The following is a 24,215-nucleotide window of genomic DNA, read 5'->3' as shown; positions in this document are numbered from 1 at the left end:
CAGAGGTCGTCAGCGCAGCCGGCGGGTGTCGTCGGGCAGCCGCTCGGTCACCCCGCGCGCGTCCAGCCACTCCATCAGCGGGACGGCGACCCGCCGGCTGGTGCCCCACGCCGAGCGGGCCCGGCTGAGCGTGAACGGCGCCGGGACGCCGGCCAGCCGGGCCCGCGCCTGCTCCTCGACCCCGGGGGCCAGGTAGACCCCGTCGGCGACCTTCACCAGCTGACCGTCGCGGACGGCCGCCGCGAGCTCCCGCGGCCCGAGCCCCGCGGCGCGCAGCTCGTCGGCGTCGGGCGCGGCGAACGGGTCGGCGGCCAGCCGGGCGCGGATCGCGTCGACGGCCTGCTGCACCCACGCGGGCAGCCCGGCGGTCGCGACGGCCACCCGGCCCTCGCGCAGGGCCAGCGGAGCACGGACGACGGCCGGCACCAGCTCGTCGTCCGGCAGCTCCAGCGCGCGGCGGACGACGGCCACCGGCGGCCCCGGTTCCAGCGGGCGCAGCTGCCGGTAGCGGGCGACGACCGCGGGCAGCTTCCCGGCCAGCTCCTCGACCAGCCCGGGGGCGAGCAGCCAGGGCCCCACCGCCGTGGCGTCGTCCGGGGTCGGCCAGCCCATCGCGGCGAAGTCCGCGGCCCGCACGAAGCGGCGGCGGGCGAGCTCGGCCGCGGCGCCGGCCGGACCGGTCGGCTGGGCGGCCAGCTCCTCGGCCCGGAGGCGGGCGGCCCCGCGGCGGCGCAGCTCCGGCGGGTCGACGTCCCGCACGTCGGCGCCGAGCACCCGGCGGGCGCCGGGGTCGCGCAGCAGCAGCCGGTCGCCGACCCGCAGCGGCAGCGGGGTGGCCAGCCGCAGCCGGACGGCCGCCCCCTCCAGGGGGCGCAGCCGGGCCGGGACGGCCGCCGAGCCGACGTGCACGACGACTTCGGCGGGCAACCGGTCCTCGACGGCGCGGGCGAGGGTCACGTCGAGCTCGGCGGTCGAGCGGAACGCGCCCGGCGTGAGCAGCGCGTCGCCGCGGGACAGGTCCTCGACGGCGACCCCGCGCAGGTTGAGCGCCACCCGTGCGGTGGCCTCGGCCCGCTCGACCGGCTGCCCCAGCGCGTGCACGCCGCGGACGCCGACCTCCCGCCCGCCGAGTTGCAGCCGGTCGCCGGCACCGACGCGGCCGGCGGCCAGCGTGCCGGTGACCACCGTGCCGGCGCCCTTGACCGGGAAGGCGCGGTCGATCCACAGCCGCACCGGCGCGTCCCGGTCGGGGGCGGGCAGCCCCGCCAGCAGCGCCTCGAGCGCGGCGACGACCTCGGGCACACCCGCGCCCGTGGCGGCGCTGACCGCCACCCCGGGAACCTCGCGGAGCGGCCCGGTCCCCAACGACGTGGCGGCCAGCCGGTCGCGCACGTCGGCGAGCACCGGCGCGGGGTCGGCGAGGTCGGCCTTGGTCACGGCGAGCAGCGCGTGCCGCACGCCGAGGGCGTCGAGGACGGCGACGTGCTCGGCGGTCTGCGCCGACCAGCCGTCGTCCGCCGCGACGACGACCAGCGCGGCGGGCACCGAGCCGACGCCGGCCAGCATGTTGCCGACGAACCGCTCGTGCCCGGGGACGTCGACGACGGCGAGCCGGCGGCCCGAGGGCAGCGTCGTCCAGGCGAAGCCGAGGTCGATGGTCAGCCCGCGGCGGCGCTCCTCCTCCCACCGGTCGGGCTCCATGCCGGTGAGCGCGCGGACCAGCGTGGACTTGCCGTGGTCGACGTGGCCCGCGGTCGCGATCACGTCCACCGGCGGGCCACCTCCAGCACCGCGCTCCCCAGCGCCTCGTCGTCCGACGGCGGCAGGCTGCGCAGGTCGAGCAGGGTGCGGTCGCCGGCCAGGTACCCGACCACCGGCGGCGCGCCGGCGCGCAGCGGCACCGCGAACTCCGCGGGCAGCGAGACCGCGGCGCTGGGCAGCGGGTGCTCCGGCGCCCCTCCCCCGCCGACGCGCGCCTCGGCGTCGACCGCGACCGCGTCGAGCCCGGCGGCGGTCAGCCGGGCGGCGAGCGCGGCGGCGCGGCGGCGCAGGCTGTCGAGGTCGGCGGCGAGCATCTGCTGCACCGGCGGCTGCGGGCCGCGCAGCGTCGCCTCGAGCGCGGCGAGGGTCGTCTTGTCCACGCGGAACGCCCGGTAGAGCGGGTGCCGCCGCAGCCGCTGCACCAGATCGCCGCGGCCGAGCACCAGCCCGGCCTGCGGCCCGCCGAGCAGCTTGTCCCCGCTGCACAGCACCAGGTCGGCGCCGTCGGCGAGGGTGGTCTGCAGGTCCGGCTCGCCGGGCAGCGCCGGGTGCGGGCGCAGCAGCCCCGAGCCGACGTCGGCCACCAGCGGGAGGCCGGTCCCGGCCAGCCCGGCGGCGAGCTCGGCCACCTCGACCGCCCGGGTGAACCCGCGGACGACGAAGTTCGACGGGTGCACCTTGAGCACCGCGCCGGTGTGCTCGGACAGCGCGCGCCGGTAGTCCTCGAGCGCGACGCGGTTCGTCGTCCCCACCTCGCGCAGCCGGGCGCCGGTGGCCTCCAACAGCTCGGGGATGCGGAAGCCGTCGCCGATCTCGACCAGCTCGCCGCGGGCGATGACCAGCTCACCGCCGAGCGCGGTGGCGACCAGGGCGAGCGCCGCGGCGCAGTTGTTGACCACCAGTGCGGCCTCTGCGGCGGGGACGGCGTCCCGCAGCGCGGCCAGCGCCGCCTCCCCCCGGGGGCCGCGGCGGCCGGTGCCCAGGTCGAGCTCCACGTCGGTGGTGCCGCTGGCGGCGACGACCGCCTCGACGGCAGCCGGGGACAGCGGCGCGCGACCCAGGTTCGTGTGCACCAGGACGCCGGTCGCGTTGAGCACCGGGCGCAGGCTGCTCGCCGTCGTCGGCAGCGCGCCCAGGACGGCGTCGACCGCGCCGACGGGGGCGAGGGCGCCGTCCCGGATGCGCCGCTGCACGTCCTGGACGGCGGCCTTGACCAGGTCGCGGCCCAGCCGGCCGGCGGCGGCGGCCAGCTGCGGCTCGGCGAGCAGCGCGTCGGTGCGGGGCACCTGCCGCCGCGGGTCGGGACTCATCGGCGCCGAGGGTAGGCGGGGCCGCCGCGGAACCGGACGGGCCGGCTCCGCGGCAAGGCGTTCAGCAGGCGTTCCCCGAGGCCTGCGAGAAGGTCGGCTTGCCGCTCGTCGGCCGGATGGCGGTCCGGTCGCCGAGGTCCCCGCCGCCGGTGTCCGAGCGCCCGCCGCTGACCGACCAGTGCTGCTCGTCGACGGTGACCTCGGCGAGCTCGAAGGTGGTCTTGTACGGCGAGAAGGTGACGTGCTCGTTGACCGCGTACAGCGCCTGCGGTGCGCAGATGAACAGTGCGAGCGCCTGGTCGTGCACGTAGGCGTCGATCCGCTCGGCGACCTCGACCAGCGCCTCACCGTCCAGCTGCACCTTCATCTCGTCGAACAGCGCGTCGAAGCCGTCGTCCGGTGGGCCGGCGCGGAAGGCGCCGTCCAGGCCGAAGAACTCCCGGTGCACCGCGGCCGGCGGCGCCTCCGACGACAGGTCGAACCACGGGTGCAGGAGCACGTCCCACGGCAGGTCGAGCTTCTTCTCGATCAGCGCGCGGGAGCCGGCCGGCAGCTGGTCGGGCGGCACCACGACCACCTCGACCATGAGGTCGAGGGCGGAGCGGATGCCGGCCGCCAGGATGTGCGCGATGGCCGCGAAGGACTCCGGGGTGGCGATCCGCAGCGGGCGGCGGGGCGGCCAGCCGGCCTGCGCGAACGCCTCCCGCGCCCTCGCGGCGTCGAGCTCGTACGGCTGCACCCCCGCCGGGAACCCGCTGCACCACGGTGGCGTCATGGCCGGGATGACCGAGGCGTAGCCGTTCAGGCCCCGGTCGACGACCGCCTCGCGGTCGATGGCCCGGTTCAGCGCCCGGCGCACCTCGACGTCGTGCAGCGGCGCGTCGCTGCCGCGGTTGAGGATGCCGACCAGCACCCGGTTGGCGTCGGACACCACCAGCCGTGCGTGCGCGGAGTCCAGCACCCGCTGGGCGTCGGCCGGGGACACCTCGGTGACGATGTCGACCTCGCCCTCGGTGTCGCACACCAGGCGCAGCGCCTCGTCGGGTGTCAGGTCGTTGCGGAAGACGGCGCGCTCGATCCGGGGACCGCGCGCGGCGCGGTTCCAGTGGTCGCGGTTGGCCTCCAGCACGACCTGCGGGTCGCGCTGCTCGCTCTCGATGATCGAGGACGCCCGGAAGGGCGCCGCGCTCATGATCGCGGGACGGGTGGTGATCGACGAGGCACCCTGGACCAGGGTGAACGGACCGGTGCCCCACGGGCCCGGCTCGTCGATCACCTACCAGTGGCCCTCACCGGAGCCGAACTTCTTGTACCCGAAGCCGGGGGCGTCCTTGCCGTTCCAGAAGGCCGAGCTGGCGATGTGGAAGCCGCGGAACTTGCCGATGGCCAGCCCGTCGGGGCCGGGGAAGGAGAAGCGCAGGGTGTGGTCGTCCACGACCTCGGCGGTGGACTCCGGCGCCGGGAAGTTCAGCCAGGTGCCCGGCGGGTGGGGCGCGGCCCACCGCTGCATCTCGTCGAAGTTCTGCTTGATGTTGTGCGCGGTGAAGTGCTCGCCGTCCTGGAAGCGCACGCCACGGCGGAGCTGGAGCTCCAGGGTGCGCTCGTCGAGCCACTCCGAGGACTCGGCGAGCGAGTAGACGACCCGCCCGGCCTCGTCGATGCGGATCGGCTCCTCCATCGTGTTCCAGGTGATGAACAGCCAGTTCAGCGGCGAGGGGTCGACGACGTGGACGGTGCCGACCGGTTCCGGTGGTGCGGTCATGCGTGGCCTCCCTGGGCTCAGGAGCGGCACCACGGACCGGTCGGCACCGCCTCGGGGACGTGACGCGGGTCACGTCCCCTCGCAGGAACCGTAGGCCCCCGCCGGGTTGTGCGCGACTGTCCGACCGGGCAGGTCACCGCGGGCGGGCCGCCGTCCGGGGGACGGCGGCCCGCGGCGCGGGAGGAGGTGGCGGAGGCGGACGGGAATCGAACCCGCCTGACCGAGATGCTCGGCCACGTCGGCTTTAGAGGCCGCGGGGGCCACCAGACACCCTGACGCCTCCGCGGAGGAGCTTACGGTGGGGCGGTGACGACCGCGCCAGCGACGATCCGGCTCACCCAGTACGCGCACGGCGGCGGCTGCGCCTGCAAGATCCCGCCCGGCGAGCTGGAGGCCGTGGTCGCGGGCCTCACCGCGGCCGGCCCCGCCGACCCGGCCGCCGAGCTGGTCATCGGGCTGGACGACGGCGACGACGCGGCCGTCGTCCGCATCGCCGGCGGCCAGGGCATCGTGCTGACCACCGACTTCTTCACGCCGGTCGTCGACGACGCGTACACCTTCGGCCGGATCGCGGCGACCAACGCGCTCTCCGACGTCTACGCCATGGGCGGCACCCCGGTCGTCGCGGTCAACCTGCTGGGCTGGCCGCGCGACGTGCTGCCCGCCGAGCTCGCCGCCGAGGTGCTGCGCGGCGGGCTGGAGGCCGCGCAGGAGGCCGGCTGCCACGTCGGCGGCGGGCACTCCATCGACGACCCCGAGCCCAAGTACGGCATGGCGGTCACCGGCGTGGTCGACGTCGACCGCGTCATCACCAACTCCGGCGCCGTCGCCGGGACGCCGCTGTCGCTGACCAAGCCGCTGGGCATCGGCGTGCTGAACAACCGGATGAAGGCGACCGGCGAGGTGTCCGGCGAGGCGGTCGCGGCGATGACGACGCTCAACCGGGACGCCGGCCGCGCCGCGGTCGCCGCCGGGATCCGGGCGGGCACCGACGTCACCGGCTTCGGCCTGCTCGGCCACCTCTACAAGATGGCGCGGGCCAGCGGGGTGACCGCGGTGGTCGACGCCGCCGCGGTGCCGTACCTGTCCGGGGCCCGGGAGGCGCTGGCCGCGGGCTTCGTCTCGGGCGGCACCCGCCGCAACCTGGACTGGGTGCGGCCGCACACCGACCTGTCCGCCGTCTCCGAGGAGGAGGCCCTGCTGCTGGCCGACGCGCAGACGTCCGGCGGGCTGCTGCTCGGCGGCGAGGTGCCGGGCGCCCCCGTGGTCGGGGAGTTCGTCCCGCGGCAGGAGTACGTCGTCGTCGTGAGGTGAGGCCGGGGGCGTCGAGCGGGCGGGCCTGCCGGGAGAGCAGCTGCGGTCGTCCCGCACGGCGCGTCCGCGCGTGTCACCGACGACCACTGCCCACTCGGCCGGCGGGGCGCCGTCAGGGAACCCGGCGGGCCGTGGTGAGCCAGGCGGACGCACCCAGCCGCACGCCGTCCGGGGTGGCGTGCGCGGCCAACCGGTCGCGCAGGTCGTCGAGCGCCGCCCGGCGGGCGTCGTCGTCCAGCCCGCCGAGCAGCCCCCGGATCAGGCCCAGCCCGCTGACGAAGCCGAACGCGTCCTCGGGGTCGGCACCCAGCCGGACGGTCCCGGGGATCCCGGCGAGGTCGACCGACTCGAACCCCGCGGCGGCCAGGACGCGGCGGACGTGGTCGGGGTCGGCGAGGCCGAAGGGGCCGGGGGCGTTCCCGGGGGGCTCGGGCAGCGGGCGGCCGGCGGCCAGCGCCCCGCGGATCGTCAGCAGCCACTCGTTGCGGGCGAGCGCCTGCCACGACAGCACGGCCAGCCGCCCGCCGGGCCGCAGTGCCCGGGCGAGGTTGGCGAAGCCCGCCACCGGGTCGCCGAAGAACATCGCGCCGAACCGGCTGACGACGACGTCGTGGGCGCCGGGCTCGAACGGGTGCACCTGGGCGTCGCCCTGGACGAACGTGGTGTTGCCCAGCCCGGCGGCGGCACTGCGCCGGCGGGCCTCGGCGAGCAGGGGTGCCGAGAGGTCGATGCCGGTCGCGTGCCCCGCGGACGCCGCGCGCGCGGCCGCGCGGGTCGAGATCCCGGCACCGCAGCCGACGTCGAGCACCCGGTCGGCCGCGGCGATCCGGGCACCGTCGGCCAGCGCCGGGTCGAAGGCCGCCGACGCCGCGTCGTAGCGGTCGGCGTGGACCGCCCAGTCCGCGCCCTCCGCCCCGTTCCAGGCCTCGGCCATCTCGGCGTTCCGCACGTCGACGAGCGGGGGCTGCGGTGGTGTCGGCACGGTCATCGCCGTCTCCCGTCGGCCGGACCCCTGACCCCCGCATGGTCCCGGACGCCGGGGTCGCCGCCCACCCCCGCGTGCACGGTCTGCCGTCGCCGCCGGTCGGCACCTCGGCTAGCTTGCGGGCATGCTCGCTGCCTTCGTCTCGACGCCCGCCCCGAAGGACCCGCTCTCCGTCCTGGAGGTCGGTGAGCGCCCGGATCCCGAGGTGCCCGACGGCTGGACGACGGTACAGGTCAAGGCCGTCTCGCTGAACCACCACGACCTGTTCAGCCTGCGCGGCGTCGGCCTGCCGCAGGAGCGGATGCCGATGATCCTGGGCACCGACGCCGCCGGCCTGGACGAGGACGGCAACGAGGTCGTCGTCCACGGCGTCGTCGCGACCCCGGACTGGATCGGGGACGAGACGCTCGACCCCAAGCGCACCCTGTTCTCGGAGCTGCACCAGGGCACGATGGCCGAGCGCGTCGCCGTCCCCCGGCGCAACGTGCTGCCCAAGCCGGCCGAGCTCTCCTTCGCCGAGGCCGCCTGCCTGCCCACCGCCTGGCTGACCGCCTACCGGATGCTCTTCGTGAAGTCCGGGCTGCGGCCGGGCCAGACCGTGCTCGTGCAGGGCGCCAGCGGCGGCGTCGCCACCGCGCTGGTCGCGCTCGGCAAGGCCGCCGGCTTCCGCGTGTGGGTGACCGGCCGCAGCGAGGAGAAGCGGCAGGCCGCCCTCGAGCTCGGTGCGGACCAGGCGTTCGAGACCGGTGCCCGGCTGCCCGAGCGCGTGGACGGCGTCATGGAGACCGTCGGCGAGGCGACCTGGAGCCACAGCGTCAAGTCGCTCAAGCCGGGCGGCGTCGTCGTCATCTCCGGCGCGACCACCGGCGCCAACCCCGGCGCCGAGCTCAACCGGGTCTTCTTCACCCAGCTGTCGGTCATCGGCTCCACGATGGGCACCCGCGACGAGCTGGAGGCGCTCGTGCGGATGTGCACCGCCACCGGCGTCCGCCCGGTCATCGACGTCGAGCTGCCGCTGACCCAGGCGCGGGAGGGCTTCGAGCGGATGCTCGAGGGGCGGACGGCGGGGAAGATCGTCTTCACGCTGCCGTGAGCCCGGTCGACCGGGTGGTCGCGGCGCTGCGCGAGGCCGGCGTCGACGCCGAGGTGCGGCGCCTCGACCGGCCCGTCCCGACCGCGGCCGCCGCGGCGGAGGCGCTCGGCTGCCCGGTCGGCGCGATCGCCAACAGCCTGGTCTTCGACGCCGACGGCGCCCCGCTGCTGGTGCTCGCCAGCGGGGCGCACCGCGTCGACACCGGGAAGGTGGCGGCGCTGGTCGGTGCGCAGCGGGTGCGCCGGGCGACCCCGGAGTCCGTGCTCGCGGCCACCGGCCAGGAGGTCGGCGGCGTGGCCCCCACCGGCCACCCCTCCCCGCTGCGCGCGCTGGTCGACGTCGACCTCGCCGCCCACCCGCTGCTCTGGGCCGGCGGCGGCGACCACCACACGATGCTCGCCCTCACGTACGCCGACCTGCTGCGGCTGACCGGCGGCACCGAGGCCGCCGTCGCCTGATGGGCGGGCCCTCCGGCCGTCGAGTGGGCAGTTGCCGGCGCCGGCGACGGCGCGCCGTTGCGTGTCGGCGACCCCGACTGCCCACTCGGCCCCGCGCGTCAACGACGGTTGACACGAGGCCATGCCGTCAACCACAGTTGACGGCATGGCCGACACAGCACAGGTGGCCTCCGCCGCCAGCAGTCGCGACCCCGCGGTCGGGCTGAAGGCGGTCCGCGCGCTCCGCACGCTGGTGGAGCGGCTGGAGGCGTTGCAGGTGGCGAACGCCCGTGAGCAGGGCTGGACGTGGGAGCAGATCGCCCAGCAGCTCGACGTCACGCGGCAGGCGGTGCACAAGAAGCACGCAGGCGGCCGTGGGCCGCTCCGGCGGAGGGACTGACCGTGTTCGAACGCTTCACGACCGAGGCCCGCGAGGTCGTCGTCCTCGCCCAGGACGAGGCCCGCAGCCTCCGTCACGGGTACATCGGCACCGAGCACCTGCTGCTCGCGCTGCTGCGCCAGGACACCCCGACGACCGCCGTCCTGCGCCGGCACGGACTCGACCACGACGAGGTCGCCGGAGCGGTCGCCGCCGCCACCGGCGGCGACGGGCTGGACGCCGACGCCCTGCGCACGCTCGGCATCGACCTGGACGCCGTCCGGGACGTCGTCGAGGCGACCTTCGGCCCGGGCGCGCTGGACCGGCCCGGCGGTGGACGCCGGCGCAGCAGCCCGGCACACATCCCGTTCACCGCCGGGGCGAAGAAGGTCCTCGAGCTGTCGCTGCGCGAGGCGATCGCGCTGCGGTCCAACCGCATCTCCGACGGGCACGTCGCGCTCGGCCTGCTGCGGGAGGGCGAGGGTCTGGCGACGAAGGTGCTGCTCGACCGCGGCGTGGACCCGCGGGTCCTGCGCGCCGACGTCACCGCGGCGCTGGGCTCCTGACCGCGGCGCTCCGGCGGGGCCTCGCATGGGCTGCCCTGTCACCCCCCGGTGGGACGGTGCCGGCGTGGAGATCCTCTTCGTCGCCAGCGTCAGCGTCATCGCACCGGACCCGGTGGAGAGCCGGCGCCTCTACGTCGACGCCCTGGGACTGCCGCTCGAACGCCTCGACGGCGAGTACTGGGCCAGCGAGCACATCGGCGGCAGCAAGCACTTCGGCGTGTGGCCGCTCGCCGAGGCCGCAGCGGCCTGCTTCGGTACGCCGGACTGGCCGGCCGACCGTCCGGTACCGCAGGCCAGCATCGAGTTCGAGCTCGCCGACGAGGCCACGGTGGCCGGCGGTGCGGCCGAGCTGGAGGCCGCCGGCCACCTCCTCCTGCACGGGGCGCGGACCGAGCCGTGGGGCCAGACGGTCGCCCGGCTGCAGTCACCCGAGCGGCTCGTCGTGGGCCTGTCCTTCGCGCCGTGGCTGCACTGAGCGGCGCCGGAGGGTTCAGGCGCCGGCGAGCCGCTGCTCGATCCGGGCCGCGAGCTTCGGCCGGTCCTTGAGCGGCAGGTGCTCCAGGGCCGGCGCGATCTCGGGCAGCCGGCGCCGCTGGGTCGTCGTCGCCCGGAACAGCAGGCCGACGGTGACGCCGTGGTCGGGGCGGGAGACGACCTCGACCGCGTCACCGGCGCCGACGTCCCCGGTCTCGAGCACCCGCAGGTAGGCACCGGTCGCGCCGTGCGCGGCGAACCGCCTGACCAGCTGCGGCACGCCCCAGAACCGCTCGAAGTTGGCGCACGGGGTGCGGCTGGCGCTCACCTCGAGCAGCGTCGTCCCGACCCTCCAGCGCTCGCCGAGGACGGCACCGGTGAGGTCCAGGCCCGCCGTCCGCAGGTTCTCGCCGAACCGGCCGGCCGGCAGCTCGCGGTCCAGCTCGGTGGCCCACCAGTCGGCGTCCTCCTGCGCGTAGGCGTAGACCGCCTGCCCCTCGCCGCCGTGGTGCTTGCGGTTGACCTGGACGTCGCCGTCCAGGCCGAGCGGGTGGACGGCGACCCGGCCCTCGACCGGCCGCTTGTCGATGCCGCTGCGGTTCGGGCGACGGTCGGGCACCGCCAGCAGGTCGGCGCCGGAGACGCAGACCGCGGTGACGAGTCCGGACGTCACTTCTTCGCGGAGGCGGTCGACTCGTTGGTGGAGAGCGCGGCCACGAAGGCCTCCTGGGGGACCTCGACGCGGCCGACCATCTTCATCCGCTTCTTGCCCTCCTTCTGCTTCTCCAGCAGCTTCCGCTTGCGGGTGATGTCACCGCCGTAGCACTTGGCCAGCACGTCCTTGCGGATGGCGCGGACCGTCTCGCGGGCGATGACCCGGGAGCCGACGGCGGCCTGGATCGGCACCTCGAACTGCTGCCGCGGGATGAGCTCGCGCAGCTTGCCGGCCATCATCACGCCGTAGCTGTAGGCCTTGTCCTTGTGCACGATCGCGCTGAACGCGTCGACGGCCTCGCCCTGCAGCAGGATGTCGACCTTCACCAGCTGCGACTCCTGCTCGCCGGCCTCGGAGTAGTCGAGGCTCGCGTAGCCGCGGGTGCGCGACTTCAGCGCGTCGAAGAAGTCGAAGATGATCTCGCCGAGGGGCAGCGTGTACCGCAGCTCGACCCGCGACTCGCTCAGGTAGTCCATCCCGCCCAGCTGCCCGCGGCGGCTCTGGCAGAGCTCCATGATCGCGCCGGTGTAGTCGCTGGGCGCGATGATCGTGGCGTTGACGATCGGCTCGTGGACCGTGTCGATCTTGCCCTCGGGCCAGTCGCTCGGGTTGGTCACGATCACCTCCGAGCGGTCCTCCATGACCACCCGGTAGACGACGTTGGGCGCGGTGGAGATGAGGCTGATGCCGGCCTCGCGCTCCAGCCGCTCGCGGACGATCTCCAGGTGCAGCAGGCCGAGGAAGCCGACGCGGAAGCCGAACCCGAGCGCGGCCGAGGTCTCCGGCTCGTAGGTGAGCGCGGCGTCGTTGAGCAGCAGCTTGTCCAGCGCCTCGCGCAGCAGCGGGTACTCGCTGCCGTCGATCGGGTAGAGGCCGGAGTAGACCATCGGCTTGGGGTCGCTGTAGCCGCCGATCGGCTCGGCGGCCGGCTTGTGCTGCAGGGTGACGGTGTCGCCGACGCGGGACTGGCGGACGTCCTTGACGCCGGTGATGAAGTAGCCGACCTCGCCGATGCCGAGGCTCTCGACCGGCTTGGGCTCCGGGGAGATGACGCCGATCTCCAGCAGCTCGTGGGTGGCGCCGGTCGACATCATCTTGATCTTGTCGCGGGCCGAGATCCGGCCGTCGACGACGCGGACGTAGGTGATGACGCCGCGGTAGATGTCGTAGACGGAGTCGAAGATCATCGCTCGGGCCGGCGACTCGGCCTCGCCGGTGGGGGCCGGGATCTCCTCGACGATCCGGTCGAGCAGCTCGGGCACGCCCACACCGGTCTTGCCGCTGACCCGCAGGACGTCGTCGGGCTCGCAGCCGATGATGTGGGCGATCTCCTCGGCGTACCGCTCGGGCTGGGCGGCCGGCAGGTCGATCTTGTTCAGCACCGGGATGATGGTGAGGTCGTTCTCCAGCGCCAGGTACAGGTTGGCCAGCGTCTGCGCCTCGATGCCCTGGGCGGCGTCGACGAGGAGGACCGCGCCCTCGCAGGCGGCCAGGGACCGCGACACCTCGTAGGTGAAGTCGACGTGGCCCGGGGTGTCGATCATGTCGAGCACGTACTCGGTGCCGGTGTGCGTTCCGGACCGCGGGGTCCACGGCAGCCGCACGTTCTGGGCCTTGATGGTGATGCCGCGCTCGCGCTCGATGTCCATGCGGTCGAGGTACTGGGCGCGCATGTGACGGCCCTCGACGAGGCCGGTGACCTCGAGCATCCGGTCGGCCAGCGTCGACTTGCCGTGGTCGATGTGGGCGATGATGCAGAAGTTCCGGATGCGGGCCGGGTCGGTGTAGGCGGGAGTCGTCACAGTGCCCCCATCGTCCCACGGCCAGCCGCCCCGTCCAGCGCACGCCCGGGCCCGGGCGCGTACCCGCGGGTTGGGGCCGGGCAGGCGACGCTGGTATCTTGGCAGACCGGTCCGCTGACGCACGCCGTCCGGACGCACTGTCCAGAAGTACTCCCCTCCCGAGAGACACCCGAGGCTCACGCGTGGCGAACATCAAGTCCCAGCTCAAGCGGATCAAGACCAACGAGAAGGCGCGTCAGCGCAACGTCGCGGTCAAGTCCGCCCTGAAGACGGCCGTCCGCCGCTTCCGCACCGCCGCCGAGGCCGGGGACGCCGCCGCCGCGACGACCGCCCTGCAGACGGCCAGCAAGGCGCTGGACAAGGCCGCCAGCAAGGGCGTCATCCACAAGAACCAGGCCGCGAACCGCAAGTCGGGCATGGCCAAGCGGCTGGCCGACCTCTCCAGCTGACCTCCGGCCGCCTCCGCGCGGCCGTCCGGCGAGCCCCCTCCCCCTGCGGGACGGGGGCTCGTCGCGTTCCCGGACCGTGGGCCCCCGCAGACGGCAGGACCCCCCGGTGAGGACCTCGTCCTGCCCACCCTCCGCAGGTTCACGGTGGGACGGGGGACGAGGACCCCTGGAGGAGGCCGGGTGCGGGGGCAGCAGGCCCGCTCTCAGCCGCGGACGCCGCGACCGGTCTCCCGGCGGATGGCGACGATCCGGCGGATGGCCCGTTCGAGCGCGTAGTCGGCACTGGCCGCAGCGCCCTTGACGTCGGCGTTGAGCTCGGCGGCCACACCGATCGCCTGCTGCAGCCCCTCGATGCTCCAGCCGCGCGCCTGCGACTGGGCCTTCTTGACCTTCCACGGCGGCATCTTCAGCGTGCGGGCCAGGTCGCCGGGGTTGGCGCTGCGGACCGAGGAGACCCGGGCCGCCGTGCGCACGCCGTCGGCGATCGCGTCGGCGATGAGCACGTGCGCGACGCCCCGCTGCAGCGCCCAGCGCAGCATCTCCAGCGAGCCCTGCCGATCACCCACCAGCACCCGCTCGGCGACGGTGAAGCCGCTGACCTCGGCCTGCCCGCGGTGGAAGCGGGCCACCGCGTCGGCGTCGATGGCGCCGCCGAAGTCCGAGACCAGCTGCGAGGCGGCCGAGGACAGCTGCCGCAGGTCCGCGCCGACCGCCTCGACCAGCGAGGACGCGGCGTCGGCGGTGATCCGGCCGCCGGCGGCCCGCACCTCGTTGCGCACGAAGGCGATCCGGTCGCCCACCGAGCTGACCTTCGGGCAGTCGTCGACCGCGGCCCCCGCCGCCGTGAAGGCCTTGACCAGCGCCTCGTTGCGCTTGCCACCGTTGTGGACGACGACGAGCGTCAGGTCCGGGTCGGGTTCCCTGGCGTAGCCGGTGAGCGCGTCGACGAGCGCGCCGGCGGCCTCGTGCACCCCGGTCACGACGACCACGCGGTGCCCGCCGAACAGCGAGGGGGCCAGCACGTCGGCGAGCTGGCCGACCGGGAGCCCCTGCGCCGGCAGCTCGTGCAGCTCGGCGTCGGGGTGGCGCTCGAGGACGGCGGTGCGCACGGCGGACACGGCGCGCGAGCGGAGCAGCTCCTCCTCGCCGACCACGGCACGCAGGCGGGAGGTCGGTGCGGGGGGTGCTGCGGCCACACCGCGATGGTGTCACGCGGGAGCGACGCTCCCGTCGACGCGCGCGGACCACCGCCGGCTCCGCGGGCGCGCCGACCGGGCCCGCGGCGGACACGCCGTCGTCGGGGCCGCGGACGGCGACGCCCCAGCCGCCGGCGTCCCCCGCCACGGCCAGGTCGCCCTCCCGGTCGGTGCGGTGCACCCGCGCGCCCTCCTGGGCGAGCCAGGCCAGCACCCGCGCCGTGGGGTGCCCGTAGGAGTTGTCCCGCCCGGCCGAGACCAGCGCCACCCGCGCGCCGGTGGCGGCGAAGAAGCCCCGGTCGGCGTCGGCACTGCCGTGGTGCGGCACCTTGAGCACGTCGGCCTGCAGGTCCACCCCGCGGGCGACGATGCGCGCCTCGGCCTCGCCGCTGAGGTCACCGGTGAGCAGCACGCGGACCCCGCGCTGGGTCACCCGGACCACGAGGGAGAGGTCGTTGGCCGGTACCGCGGCCGTGGCGATCTCCGGCGGCGGGGCGAGCACCTCGATCGTCGCGGTCCCCACCGTCCGTATGTCGCCGGGGACGAGCACCGCCCGCTCCGCGCCGGCCCGCCGCGCGTCGGCGTCCAGGCGGACCGCGCGGTCCTCGGCGGGCGAGAGGGTGCCGGTGGCCACGACGCCCACCTCCCGCCCGGACAGCGCTCCGGCCAGCCCGCCGGCGTGGTCGGCGTCGAGGTGGGTGACGAGCACCAGGGGCAGCGTGTCGATGCCGAGCCGGTCCAGGCAGCGGTCGACCGGGCCGACGTCGGGCCCGGCGTCGACGAGCACGCCCTCCCCCGGACCGGTCGGGACCACCAGCGCGTCGCCCTGGCCGACGTCGCAGGCGACCAGGACGGTCCGCTCCGGCGGCCAGCCGCGGGTGACCTGGCGCAGCGGCCAGCCGAGCACGACGACGCCGACCAGTGCCGCCAGCGCCAGCGGCCGTGCGCGGGGGAAGCGCCACAGCAGCCAGCCGACCAGGAGCAGCAGCGCGGTCAGCAGCACCGCGCCCCGCGTGCCCGCCGGCCACCCGGTGGCACCGTCGGGCAGCGCCGCCGCCCGCTGTGCCACGACGACCAGCCAGCGCACCGGCCAGCCCGCGAGCCGGACCAGCGCGTCACCCAGCGGTGGCGCGACCGGCAGGGTGAGCGCGGCCAGCAGCCCGAGGACGGTCGCCGGGGCGACGGCGGGTGCGGCGAGCAGGTTGGCCGGCAGCGACACCGGGCTCACCAGACCGGAGAGCCCCGCCACCAGCGGCGCGGTGGCCAGGCCGGCGGCCGCGGCGACCGCCACCGCGTCGGCCAGCGGCAACGGCCAGCCCCGCTCGCGCAGCCGCCGCGACCAGCCGGGCGCGAGCAGCACGATCGCCGCGGTCGCCGCCACGGAGAGCGCGAATCCGGCGTCGCGCGCCAGCCCCGGGTCGGCGAGCAGCAGCACGACGACGGCCGCGCCGAGCGCGGGCAGCGCCGCGCGCGAGCGGCCGGTGGCCAGCGCCAGCAGCGTGACCGCGCCCATGGCCGCGGCACGCAGCACGCTGGCGCTGGGCCGGGCCAGGACGACGAAGCCGACGAGCGCGACCACCGCGACCAGCGCCTGCACCCGCCGGTCGACCGCCCGGCGGCGCAGCGGCGCCAGCACCCCGGCCAGCACGATCGCCACGTTGGCGCCGGACACCGCCGTCAGGTGCGCCAGCCCCGCCCGCCGGAAGTCCTCGACGAGCACCGGGTCCATCGACCGCGTGTCCCCGACGACGAGGCCGGGGAGCAACCCGCCCGCCTGCGGTCCGAGCACCTCGACGGCGGAGTCGCGCAACCCCTCGCGCAGCCCTCCGGCGGCACGCTGCACCCACGGCGCGTCGCCCAGCAGCGCCGGTGGCGACCGCGCGGACACCCGCGCCACCAGACCCTCGTCCGCGCCGGCCGGGGACAGGGATGCCCGGACCCGCAGCGCCTGGCCCGGCACCAGCCCGAGCCACTCCTCAGCGGGCCCGAACACCACCACGGCGCCCTCCAGCCGGGTGCGGGTCCCGCCGTCGTCCATCGCGGTGACCGTGGCCTCGACGACGACCCGCGGCGGACCCACCCCGCGCACCGGCGTGGGATCGCCGTCGAGCTCGAGGTCCAGCTGGGCCGTGCGCCGGTCCTGCGCGGCCGCGACCAGCGGTGAGGCCTCGCGTGCCGACTCGCGCAACGCGGCGGTGGCCGAGGTGACCGCGAGCGCTGCGAGCACCCCGACCAGCACGACCGCCGCCGGTGAGCGGCTGCGCCGGGACACCCAGACCGCGGTGACCGCGGCGGCGGGCACCGCACCGGCCAGCAACGGGACCGGCAGGAGCGGCGCGAGGAGCGTGGTGGCCCACACCGTCGCCGCCGCGGGCGCCAGCCGCAGGTCCACCCACGACCACCGTCCGGCCCCGGCGCTCACACGGTCACCAGCTCGGCGAGCTCGGCGTAGGTGGTCGGGCCGATGCCCGGGACGTCGTCCAACTGCTCGACGGTGCGGAAGGGGCCGCTGCGCTCGCGGTGCTCGACGATCCGCTGGGCCAGCACCGGCCCGATACCGGGCAGCGCGTCGAGGTCGGCAGCGGTGGCCGCGTTGAGGTCCACCGGCCCCGTCGCGGGTGCACCGGCCGTCCCGCCCGCGACTCCGCCGCCCGTGCCCGCGCCGGGCACGCCGACCGCCACCTGCTCGCCGTCGGCCACGACCGCGGCCAGGTTCACCGAGGCCGGGTCGGCGTCCGGGAGCAGGCCACCGGCGGCGGCCACCGCGTCGGCCACCCGCGATCCCTCCGGCAGGGTGACCAGCCCGGGACGGGCGACCAGCCCGACCACCGAGACGACCACCGTCGTGGCGGTGTCGGCCGCGACCCCGACGGACGGCGTGGCCGCGGGGGCCTCGGCGGTCGGGGCCGCCGGAGGGGCCGGGTCGACCGGGGCGGGTTCCACCTGGGGTCGGCCGGCCCAGGTGCTGCCGACGACCACGAGTGCAGCGAGCACACCGGCGACCCACAGCCCCCACACCGCGCGCCGTCCCGGCGCCACGCGCACGGCGCTGCCCGGAGCACGGTGCCGCCCCATGCGTGCCGGCAGCCCGTCGTCGGCCGGGTGGTCGTCGGGCTCGTCGTCGGGATCGTCGGGCCCGGGGTCGGCCGGCTGCTCGTCGGGCACCCAGCCGGCGGGGCGGCTCTCGTGCAGCAGGGTGCGCAGCCGGTTCCGGATGAGGTCTGCGTCGTCGCTGCGGCGGGGAGGGAGGCGCACCGGCGCGACGCTAGGGACACCGGGGCCGGGCCGGGCCGTGGCCGGCCGGGTTGTGGACGGACGCCCCGGCTGTGGACACCGGGACGGGCCGAGCAGGGCGGGAGGGGCAGGCTGCCGCGGTGCTCTCCCTCGACCGCCTACCGCTCCCCGGCCTCCGGGGGAGGCGGAGACGACGCCCCGGCCGGGGCCACCACCAGTCCCACGGCGCCCGGCCCCACGTGCGCGCCGATCGCGGCGCCCAGCTCGCTGACGTACAACTCCTGCAGCTCGGGGATGCGCTCCTCGAGATCGGCGGCCAGCCGCTCGGCCCGCTCGGGTGCCGCGAGGTGGTGGACCGCGACCATGACCGGCCGGCCGGCGGCGGCCTCCACCCCGCGCTGGACGAGGCGGACCAGGGCCCGGGCCGACGTGCGCACCTTCTCCAGGGGCACCACCCGGCCGTCGGCGACGTGCAGGACCGGCTTCACCGACAGCGCGGTGCCGATCATCGAGGCGGCGTGCCCGATCCGGCCGCCCCGGCGCAGGTGCTCGAGGGTGTCGACGACGAACAGCGTGCGGGTCGCGGCGGCGGTGTCCCGGGCGGCCGCAGTCACCGCCGCCATGTCCTCCCCCCGGGCGGCCGCCCGGGCGGCGGCCAGGACCGCGAAGCCGTTGCCCATGGCGGCGGAACGGGAGTCGACGACGGTCACGACGTGCTCACCGACCTGCGCGGCGGCCAGCCGCGCGGCGTCCACCGTCCCGGAGAGCTCGGCGGACAGGTGCACCGAGACGATCCGCTCGGCTCCCGCGGCCAGCCGCCGGCGGTAGGCGGCGACGAAGTCCCCGGGCGTCGGCCGGGAGGTCGAGACGTGGTGGCCGCGGGTGCCGAGCGCGCGGGCGACGTCCGCCGGCCCGATGTCGTCGCCCTCGCGGCCGGAGTGCCCGGCCATGACGACGTACAGCGGCACCACCTCGACCGAGTACTGCTCGACCAGCCGGGCCGGCAGGTAGGCCGACGAGTCGGTGACCACCGCCACCGGCTGCGGCCGGGGCGGCTCGTCGACCGGGGTCACAGGGCGTCGGCGTCCTGGGCCGGGGCCGGCGCGCCCTCCTCGGGGTTGGCCCCGGCGTCCGGACGGCGGGCCGACGGAGCCGGGCCGTCGGGCAGCTCGGGGGCCGAGGTGTTGTGCCGCAGCAGCCGCCACCGGCCGCTCTGCTCGGCGAGCTCGCTCCACGCGCAGTTGGCGAGCGGCCCGAACACGCGGCGGTGCTCGGGGCCGAGCCCCAGCAGCGCCTCGATCACCCGCGCGGACGTGCCACCGTGGGTGACGACGACGGCCGCCGGGGCCTCGGGCAGCTCGGCGACCGCGGCCAGCGCGCGGACCGGCACGTCGGCGGATTCCTCACCGCCACGACCGGAGATCGGCCGCCCGGCGAGCCAGTCGGCGTACTGGTCGGGGTGCCGCTCGGCCACCTCCTGGCGGGTCAGCCCCTCCCAGGAGCCCATGCCGACCTCGCGCAGCCGGGGGTCCAGTCGCAGCGGCACGCCGAGGACGTCGGTGAGCGCGACCGCCGTCTCGGCCGCCCGGACCAGGTCGCTGGAGACCACGACGGTCCCCTCGGGCAGCGGGGCGGCCAGGTGCGGGGCGGCGACGCGGGCCTGGCGGCGTCCCACCTCGTCCAGCGGCGGGTCCAGCTGGCCCTGGAAGCGCCCCTCGGCGTTCCACTCCGTGCGCCCGTGCCGCCACAGGAGGAGCCGGGGCACCGGCAGCGCCGGGAGGTCGCTCACCTGCCGGTCGTCCCCGGGCCGTCGCCGGACGGCTCGGGCGCCGGCGTGGGGTCCGCGCCGGCCGGGCCGGCGTCGTCGGCCGACGGCGTGCCGGCGGTGCCGGGGGCCGCCGCCCCGTCCGCACCGGCCGGAGGGGCGGAGCGGTCGACGAACGGGATGGTCGGGCAGTCCTTCCACAGCCGCTCGAGGGCGTAGTAGGCGCGCTCCTCGGCGTGCTGGACGTGGACGACGACGTCGACGAAGTCCAGCAGCACCCAGCGCGCCTCGGCGACGCCCTCGCGGCGGACCGGCTTGACGCCGTGCTCGCGGAGGCGCTCCTCGACCTCGTCGACGATGGCCTGCACCTGCCGCTCGTTGGGCGCCGAGGCCAGCACGAACGCGTCGGTGATGGCCAGCCGCTCGCTGACGTCGACGATGGCCACGTCGGTCGCCAGCTTGTCGGCGGCGGCCTGGGCGGCCAGCAGTGCGGTCTCCCGCGCCTCGGTCGAGGCGGTCATCGGGGTACCTCCTGGAGATCGGTGGTCGGTGGTTCGGGAGGCGGGCCCGCGGTCGCGGCGTCGGTCGCCGGCGGCCGGTCGTACGTGGGGCGGTCGGCGGGCAGACCACGGTCGGCGCCCTCGCGGGCGGCGGGGCGGGGACCGCCGGGAGTGCGGTACAGCCCGCGCTTCTCGATGTACTGCACGACACCGTCGGGCACCAGGTACCAGACCGGCATCCCGCGGCCCACCCGGCCGCGGCAGTCGCTGGAGCTGATCGCCAGCGCCGGCACCTCGACCAGGCTGACCGCGCCCTCGGGCAGGTGGGCCGCGCCCAGGTCGAACCCGGGGCGGGTCACGCCGACGAAGTGCGCCAGGGCGAAGCAGGCGTCGGCGTCGCGCCAGGTGAGGATCTGGGAGAGCGCGTCCGCGCCGGTGATGAAGAACAGCTCGTCGTCCGGTCGCTGGCGCTTCAGGTCCTCGAGCGTGTCGATCGTGTACGTGGGCCCCCCGCGGTCCACGTCGACCCGGCTCACCGAGAATCGCGGGTTGGACGCCGTGGCGATGACCGTCATGAGGTATCGGTCCTCGGCCGGGGACACCGCGCGGTCGCTCTTCTGCCACGGCTGGCCGGTCGGGACGAAGACGACCTCGTCGAGGCCGAACAGCACCGCGACCTCGCTCGCCGCCACGAGGTGCCCGTGGTGGACGGGGTCGAACGTCCCGCCCATCACCCCGACCCGCCGTCCCGCCACCGATCGAGGGTATCCGGAGCCGACCGGACCCCGTGGCCCTCCTGCAGGGGCCCCAGTGGTGGGGAGCAGGAGGGTCCTTCTTCAGAGCGTGGTGACGAAGTCGGCGAGCTGGGCGGCGTTGCGGCACTCCACCATGTCGACGACCTCGCCGTAGCGGTCGGCCGCGGAGTCCCCGCTGCCCCACAGCCGGCGCGGCTCGGGGTTCAGCCAGTGCGCGGTCCGCGAGCGCCGGACCAGGTCGGCCAGGACGGGCAGGCCCGGCGGGCGGTAGTTGGTGCGCCCGTCGCCGAGCACCAGCAGCGACGTCTTCGGCCCGACCGCCGAGGCCCAGCGGTCGGCGAACACCTCGAACGCCGTCCCGTAGTCGCTGTGCCCGTCGAAGCCGACGACGTCGGCCTCGCGGCCGATCCGCGCGACCGCGTCGGCGACGTCCACCCCGGGACGGAAGAAGCGGGTCACCTCGTCGGTGGAGTCGACGAAGGCGAACGCGCGGACGCCGGAGAAGTGCTCGCGCAGCGCCTGGGTCAGCATCAGCGTGAAGTGGCTGAACCCGGCGACCGAGCCGCTGACGTCGCAGAGCACCACGAGCTCCGGCTTGTGCACCGTCCGCGGCCGGTGGTGGGTCACCACGGGCACGCCGCCGGTGCCCAGCGAGGCGCGGACGGTCCTGCGGAAGTCCAGCCGGCCCTCGCGGCCGTGCCGCCGCCGGGCCGAGAGCCGCACGGCCAGCCGCCGCGCCAGGGGGGCGACGGTCCGGCGCAGCTCGGCCAGGTCGGCGGCCTGGGCGCGCAGGAAGTCGACCTGGTCGGCCAGCGGGCGGACGGCGTTCTTCGCCACCTTGTCCCGCCCGCGCTCGGCCGCCGTCCGCCGCCGGACCTCGGCCTCCACCGCCGCCCGGAACGCCGCCAGCCGCTCGCGCACCGTCTGGCGGGCCACCTGCTCGGCCAGCCCGCCGCGCTCGGCCTCCCCGAGCAGGCCGGCCAGCAGCTGGGCGACCAGGGTGTCGGGCGAGAGCGCCCGCATCACCCGGTAGCTGAAGTACGACTGGCCCGAGGGTCCCGGTGCGGTCCGGCCGAGCTGGTCGACGGCCTCGCGGGCGAAGCGGCGCAGCGCCTCCTCGTCGCCGGAGAGCAGCAGCCGGGACAGCTCCTCGCGCATCAGCTGCGCCAGGTCGGCACCGTCGGGCAGGTCGAGGGTCGAGTCACCGGTCTCGCCCGGGACCGCGTCGTCGTCCGCCGAGCCCGGGGCCACCGGCCGGTCCGACAGCGGCCACCACAGGTCGAACAGCACGTCGTAGGCCGGCCGCTGCGCCGCACGCTGCAGCAGCACGGCGGCCAGGCCGTGCCGCAACTGCTCCCGGTCGAGCAGGTCGACGGCGGTGAGCACCTCCGCGGCGTCCACGGCCTGGCTGATGCCGACCGGGATGCCGGCGTCGCGCACCGCCCGGACGAAGCCGTCGAGGTGGCCGGCCAGGCCCCCGGCGGTGCTCGCCGGCCCGCCCACCCCCGCCGTCATCAGTTCAGCCGCAGCTCGGCCGCGGCCCGCTCCTGGTCGCTGGCGTGCTTGAGCACCACGCCCAGCGTCGAGCGGACCGCCGGCTCGTCGAGGGTGTCCAGCCCCAGTTCGAGCAGGGTCTGCGCCCAGTCGAGGGTCTCGGAGATCGACGGCGACTTCTTCAGCTCCAGGGCCCGCAGCGCGCGGACGGTGCGCACCAGCTGCTCGGCCAGCCCGGGCGCGAGGTCGGGCACCCGGGACAGCACGATCTCCCGCTCCCGCTCGGCGGACGGGTAGTCAAGCGCCAGGTACAGGCAGCGCCGCTTGAGCGCCTCGGAGAGCTCGCGGGTGGCGTTGGAGGTCAGCACCACCATCGGACGGCGGACCGCGGTGACCGTGCCGAGCTCGGGGATGGTGACCTGGAAGTCGCTGAGCACCTCCAGCAGCAGGCCCTCGACCTCGACGTCGGCCTTGTCGGTCTCGTCGATGAGCAGCACGGTCGGCTCGCTGCGCCGGATGGCGGTCAGCAGCGGCCGGGCGAGCAGGAACTCCTCCCCGAAGACGTCGTCGTGCAGGGAGTCCCAGTCGGCGCCGTCGGTGCCCTGCGCCGCCTGGATCCGCAGCAGCTGCTTCTTGTAGTTCCACTCGTACAGCGCCCGCGCCTCGTCCAGGCCCTCGTAGCACTGCAGCCGGATCAGCTCCGAGCCGGTGGCCGCGGCCAGGGCCTTGGCCAGCTCGGTCTTGCCCGTGCCGGCCGGCCCCTCGACCAGCAGCGGCTTGCCCAGCCGGTCGGCGAGGAAGACCGTCGTCGAGATCTGCGCGTCGGGCAGGTAGCCGGCCGCCGCCAGCCGCTTGCCGACGTCGGAGACCGAGGAGAACTGCGGGGACTGCGACGGCGGGCGGGGCATGCGGCTCCTTCGAGGGGCTCAGCGGCGGGTGTGGCCGCTGCCGGTGACGACGTAGGTGGTCGAGGTCAGCTCCGGCAGGCCCAGGGGACCGCGGGCGTGCAGCTTCTGCGTGGAGATGCCGATCTCGGCGCCGAAGCCGAACTCCCCGCCGTCGGTGAACCGGGTCGAGGCGTTGACCAGCACGGCGGCGGCGTCCACCCCGGCGGTGAAGTCGGCGATGGCGCGCGCGGAGTCGGCGACGATCGCCTCCGAGTGCCCGCTCCCCCACCGCTCGATGTGGTCCAGCGCGGCCGGCAGGTCGTCGACCACGCGCACCGCCATGTCCATCGACAGGTACTCGGTCGCCCAGTCCTCGTCGGTGGCCGGGACGACGGCGTCGTGCGTGGCCTGCGCGGCGTCGTCCCCGTGCAGCGTCACGCCGGCGTCGGCCAGCGCGGACAGCAGTCGCGGCAGGAACGCCACGTCGCGGTGCACCAGCAGCGTCTCGGCGGAGTTGCAGACGCTCACCCGGTGCGTCTTGGCGTTGAGCACGATCGCCTCGGCGGTCGCGGGGTCGGCGGAGGCGTCGACGTAGACGTGGCAGTTGCCCTCGCCGGTCTCGATGACCGGCACCCGCGCCTCGCGGACCACCCGCTGGATGAGCGACGCCCCGCCGCGCGGGATCACCACGTCGACCACGCCCCGGGCGTTGAGCAGCTCGCCCACCGACGCGCGGTCGGCCGGCAGCAGCTGGACCGAGCCGGCCGGCAGCCCGGCCTTCTCCCCGGCCTCGGTGAGGACGGCGACCAGCGCGGTGTTGGTGCCGAACGCCGAGGCCGAGCCGCGCAGCAGTGCCGCGTTGCCGCTCTTCAGGCACAGGCCGGCCGCGTCGACGGTCACGTTCGGCCGCGCCTCGTAGACGATGCCGACCACGCCGAGCGGCACGCGGACCTGGCGCAGCTGCAGGCCGTTGGGCAGCGTCGACCCGCGGACGACGTCGCCGACCGGGTCGGGCAGCGCGACCAGCTGGCGCAGCGCGTCGGCCACGCCGGCGATGCGGCCGGGGTCCAGCCGCAGCCGGTCGACGATCGCCGGGGACGTGCCGTCGGCCTCGGCCGCCTCCACGTCGGCGGCGTTGGCGGCGAGCACCTCGTCGGCGCGCTCGACCAGGGCGTCGGCCATGGCGCGCAGCGCGGCGTCCTTGGTGTCGGTGGGCAGGGTGCGCAGCACCCGGGCGGCGGCGCGGGCGCGCAGCGCCGCGGCCCCGATCAGCGGCAGGCCGGAGACGTCGGACACGCCCGAGAGGGTACGCGGGCGGGCCGGCCCTCCCCCTGTCC

Annotated in this window: 23 protein-coding genes, 1 tRNA gene and 1 pseudogene; 7 read left to right on the top strand and 18 right to left on the bottom strand. The window is 76.1% G+C overall.

The features are described 5' to 3' along the window. Positions 1–9: 9 nt before the first annotated feature. From selB to BLR12_RS24570, 5 genes are all read right to left on the bottom strand, one after another. Positions 10–1,770 (bottom strand): selenocysteine-specific translation elongation factor, encoded by a 1,761-nt coding sequence (gene selB, locus BLR12_RS14355; protein ID WP_091379283.1) that lies wholly within the window; start codon positions 1,768–1,770, stop codon positions 10–12. Continuing rightward, on the bottom strand, positions 1,761–3,071 hold the full coding sequence (gene selA / locus BLR12_RS14350) for an L-seryl-tRNA(Sec) selenium transferase (RefSeq protein ID WP_091379280.1): 1,311 nt from the start codon (positions 3,069–3,071) through the stop codon (positions 1,761–1,763). The genes selB and selA overlap by 10 nt, the downstream gene beginning before the upstream one ends. Positions 3,072–3,132: 61 nt before the next feature. Beyond that, the gene (locus BLR12_RS14345; RefSeq protein WP_091379278.1) at positions 3,133–4,347 is read right to left on the bottom strand and encodes an ABC transporter substrate-binding protein; all 1,215 of its coding nucleotides are present in this window, start codon (positions 4,345–4,347) and stop codon (positions 3,133–3,135) included. Next, entirely contained in the window at positions 4,348–4,833 is a 486-nt protein-coding gene (locus BLR12_RS14340) for an ABC transporter substrate-binding protein (RefSeq protein WP_091379275.1), read from the bottom strand. Positions 4,834–5,020: 187 nt separating this feature from the next. Then, positions 5,021–5,116: transfer RNA gene (locus tag BLR12_RS24570), tRNA-OTHER, on the bottom strand. Positions 5,117–5,139: 23 nt separating this feature from the next. Here BLR12_RS24570 and selD point away from each other — a divergent pair. Next, positions 5,140–6,147: a selenide, water dikinase SelD gene (gene selD / locus BLR12_RS14335; RefSeq protein WP_091379272.1), complete on the top strand. Its 1,008-nt coding sequence runs from the start codon at positions 5,140–5,142 to the stop codon at positions 6,145–6,147. A gap of 112 nt (positions 6,148–6,259) precedes the next feature. Here selD and BLR12_RS14330 read toward each other — a convergent pair whose 3' ends face one another. Next, a complete protein-coding gene (locus tag BLR12_RS14330; RefSeq protein ID WP_218120674.1) occupies positions 6,260–7,135 on the bottom strand; it encodes a class I SAM-dependent methyltransferase in 876 nt (291 codons plus the stop codon). A gap of 121 nt (positions 7,136–7,256) precedes the next feature. Here BLR12_RS14330 and BLR12_RS14325 point away from each other — a divergent pair, with 121 nt between their 5' ends. From BLR12_RS14325 to BLR12_RS14305, 5 genes are all read left to right on the top strand, one after another. Continuing rightward, a complete protein-coding gene (locus BLR12_RS14325; protein WP_091379269.1) occupies positions 7,257–8,225 on the top strand; it encodes a zinc-binding dehydrogenase in 969 nt (322 codons plus the stop codon). Further along, positions 8,222–8,683, top strand: coding sequence for a YbaK/EbsC family protein (locus tag BLR12_RS14320; RefSeq protein ID WP_091379267.1), 462 nt, complete (start codon positions 8,222–8,224; stop codon positions 8,681–8,683). The genes BLR12_RS14325 and BLR12_RS14320 overlap by 4 nt, the downstream gene beginning before the upstream one ends. Before the next feature lie 145 nt (positions 8,684–8,828). Beyond that, positions 8,829–9,062: a helix-turn-helix domain-containing protein gene (locus BLR12_RS14315; protein ID WP_091379264.1), complete on the top strand. Its 234-nt coding sequence runs from the start codon at positions 8,829–8,831 to the stop codon at positions 9,060–9,062. Between the two features lie 2 nt (positions 9,063–9,064). Beyond that, on the top strand, positions 9,065–9,607 hold the full coding sequence (locus tag BLR12_RS14310; protein WP_091379261.1) for a Clp protease N-terminal domain-containing protein: 543 nt from the start codon (positions 9,065–9,067) through the stop codon (positions 9,605–9,607). Positions 9,608–9,671: 64 nt separating this feature from the next. After that, entirely contained in the window at positions 9,672–10,082 is a 411-nt protein-coding gene (locus BLR12_RS14305; protein ID WP_091379258.1) for a VOC family protein, read from the top strand. A 15-nt stretch (positions 10,083–10,097) separates the two neighbouring features. On the opposite strand, the gene BLR12_RS14300 is transcribed toward BLR12_RS14305, so the two are convergent. Together BLR12_RS14300 and lepA are read right to left on the bottom strand one after the other, a co-directional pair. After that, positions 10,098–10,754: an MOSC domain-containing protein gene (locus BLR12_RS14300; protein ID WP_091379256.1), complete on the bottom strand. Its 657-nt coding sequence runs from the start codon at positions 10,752–10,754 to the stop codon at positions 10,098–10,100. Continuing rightward, the gene (gene lepA / locus BLR12_RS14295) at positions 10,751–12,598 is read right to left on the bottom strand and encodes a translation elongation factor 4 (RefSeq protein ID WP_091379253.1); all 1,848 of its coding nucleotides are present in this window, start codon (positions 12,596–12,598) and stop codon (positions 10,751–10,753) included. The genes BLR12_RS14300 and lepA overlap by 4 nt, the downstream gene beginning before the upstream one ends. A gap of 182 nt (positions 12,599–12,780) precedes the next feature. On the opposite strand from lepA, the gene rpsT reads away from it, so the two are divergent. Next, complete coding sequence (gene rpsT / locus BLR12_RS14290; RefSeq protein WP_091379251.1) at positions 12,781–13,047, top strand: 30S ribosomal protein S20; 267 nt, start codon at positions 12,781–12,783, stop codon at positions 13,045–13,047. Positions 13,048–13,250: 203 nt separating this feature from the next. On the opposite strand, the gene holA is transcribed toward rpsT, so the two are convergent. The 10 genes and pseudogenes from holA to BLR12_RS14245 form a co-directional block, all read right to left on the bottom strand. After that, complete coding sequence (gene holA / locus BLR12_RS25670; RefSeq protein ID WP_369803447.1) at positions 13,251–14,156, bottom strand: DNA polymerase III subunit delta; 906 nt, start codon at positions 14,154–14,156, stop codon at positions 13,251–13,253. A 397-nt stretch (positions 14,157–14,553) separates the two neighbouring features. Further along, positions 14,554–16,281, bottom strand: a pseudogene (locus tag BLR12_RS25665) (ComEC/Rec2 family competence protein); the annotation flags it as partial. 380 nt (positions 16,282–16,661) lie between these two features. Then, on the bottom strand, positions 16,662–17,498 hold the full coding sequence (locus tag BLR12_RS25550; RefSeq protein WP_091379246.1) for a ComEA family DNA-binding protein: 837 nt from the start codon (positions 17,496–17,498) through the stop codon (positions 16,662–16,664). Between the two features lie 137 nt (positions 17,499–17,635). Then, entirely contained in the window at positions 17,636–18,550 is a 915-nt protein-coding gene (locus tag BLR12_RS14275; RefSeq protein WP_091379243.1) for a DegV family protein, read from the bottom strand. Beyond that, the gene (locus BLR12_RS14270) at positions 18,547–19,266 is read right to left on the bottom strand and encodes a histidine phosphatase family protein (protein WP_091379240.1); all 720 of its coding nucleotides are present in this window, start codon (positions 19,264–19,266) and stop codon (positions 18,547–18,549) included. The genes BLR12_RS14275 and BLR12_RS14270 overlap by 4 nt, the downstream gene beginning before the upstream one ends. After that, complete coding sequence (gene rsfS, locus BLR12_RS14265; RefSeq protein WP_091379238.1) at positions 19,263–19,763, bottom strand: ribosome silencing factor; 501 nt, start codon at positions 19,761–19,763, stop codon at positions 19,263–19,265. The genes BLR12_RS14270 and rsfS overlap by 4 nt, the downstream gene beginning before the upstream one ends. Continuing rightward, positions 19,760–20,497, bottom strand: coding sequence for a nicotinate-nucleotide adenylyltransferase (gene nadD, locus BLR12_RS14260; protein WP_255363501.1), 738 nt, complete (start codon positions 20,495–20,497; stop codon positions 19,760–19,762). Before nadD ends, rsfS begins: the two co-directional genes overlap by 4 nt. 81 nt (positions 20,498–20,578) lie before the next feature. Continuing rightward, the gene (locus BLR12_RS14255; RefSeq protein ID WP_176832518.1) at positions 20,579–22,012 is read right to left on the bottom strand and encodes a vWA domain-containing protein; all 1,434 of its coding nucleotides are present in this window, start codon (positions 22,010–22,012) and stop codon (positions 20,579–20,581) included. Further along, positions 22,012–22,899: an AAA family ATPase gene (locus BLR12_RS14250; protein WP_091379232.1), complete on the bottom strand. Its 888-nt coding sequence runs from the start codon at positions 22,897–22,899 to the stop codon at positions 22,012–22,014. The genes BLR12_RS14255 and BLR12_RS14250 overlap by 1 nt, the downstream gene beginning before the upstream one ends. Positions 22,900–22,917: 18 nt before the next feature. Beyond that, complete coding sequence (locus BLR12_RS14245; RefSeq protein ID WP_218120673.1) at positions 22,918–24,174, bottom strand: glutamate-5-semialdehyde dehydrogenase; 1,257 nt, start codon at positions 24,172–24,174, stop codon at positions 22,918–22,920. Positions 24,175–24,215 lie beyond the last annotated feature (41 nt).

This window comes from Geodermatophilus sp. DSM 45219 (assembly GCF_900104025.1).
In the GTDB taxonomy this organism is placed as follows: Bacteria; Actinomycetota; Actinomycetes; order Mycobacteriales; family Geodermatophilaceae; genus Geodermatophilus.
This window is presented reverse-complemented; position numbering and strand designations above follow the sequence as displayed.

Bases quoted from the DNA above. Each gene is read 5' to 3' on its own strand.
- selA (WP_091379280.1), bottom strand. From the start codon at position 3,071: ATGAGTCCCGACCCGCGGCGGCAGGTGCCCCGCACCGACGCGCTGCTC.
- BLR12_RS14340 (WP_091379275.1), bottom strand. From the start codon at position 4,833: ATGACCGCACCACCGGAACCGGTCGGCACCGTCCACGTCGTCGACCCC.
- BLR12_RS14330 (WP_218120674.1), bottom strand. From the start codon at position 7,135: ATGACCGTGCCGACACCACCGCAGCCCCCGCTCGTCGACGTGCGGAAC.
- BLR12_RS14325 (WP_091379269.1), top strand. From the start codon at position 7,257: ATGCTCGCTGCCTTCGTCTCGACGCCCGCCCCGAAGGACCCGCTCTCC.
- BLR12_RS14315 (WP_091379264.1), top strand. From the start codon at position 8,829: ATGGCCGACACAGCACAGGTGGCCTCCGCCGCCAGCAGTCGCGACCCC.
- rsfS (WP_091379238.1), bottom strand. From the start codon at position 19,763: ATGACCGCCTCGACCGAGGCGCGGGAGACCGCACTGCTGGCCGCCCAG.
- BLR12_RS14255 (WP_176832518.1), bottom strand. From the start codon at position 22,012: ATGACGGCGGGGGTGGGCGGGCCGGCGAGCACCGCCGGGGGCCTGGCC.
- BLR12_RS14250 (WP_091379232.1), bottom strand. From the start codon at position 22,899: ATGCCCCGCCCGCCGTCGCAGTCCCCGCAGTTCTCCTCGGTCTCCGAC.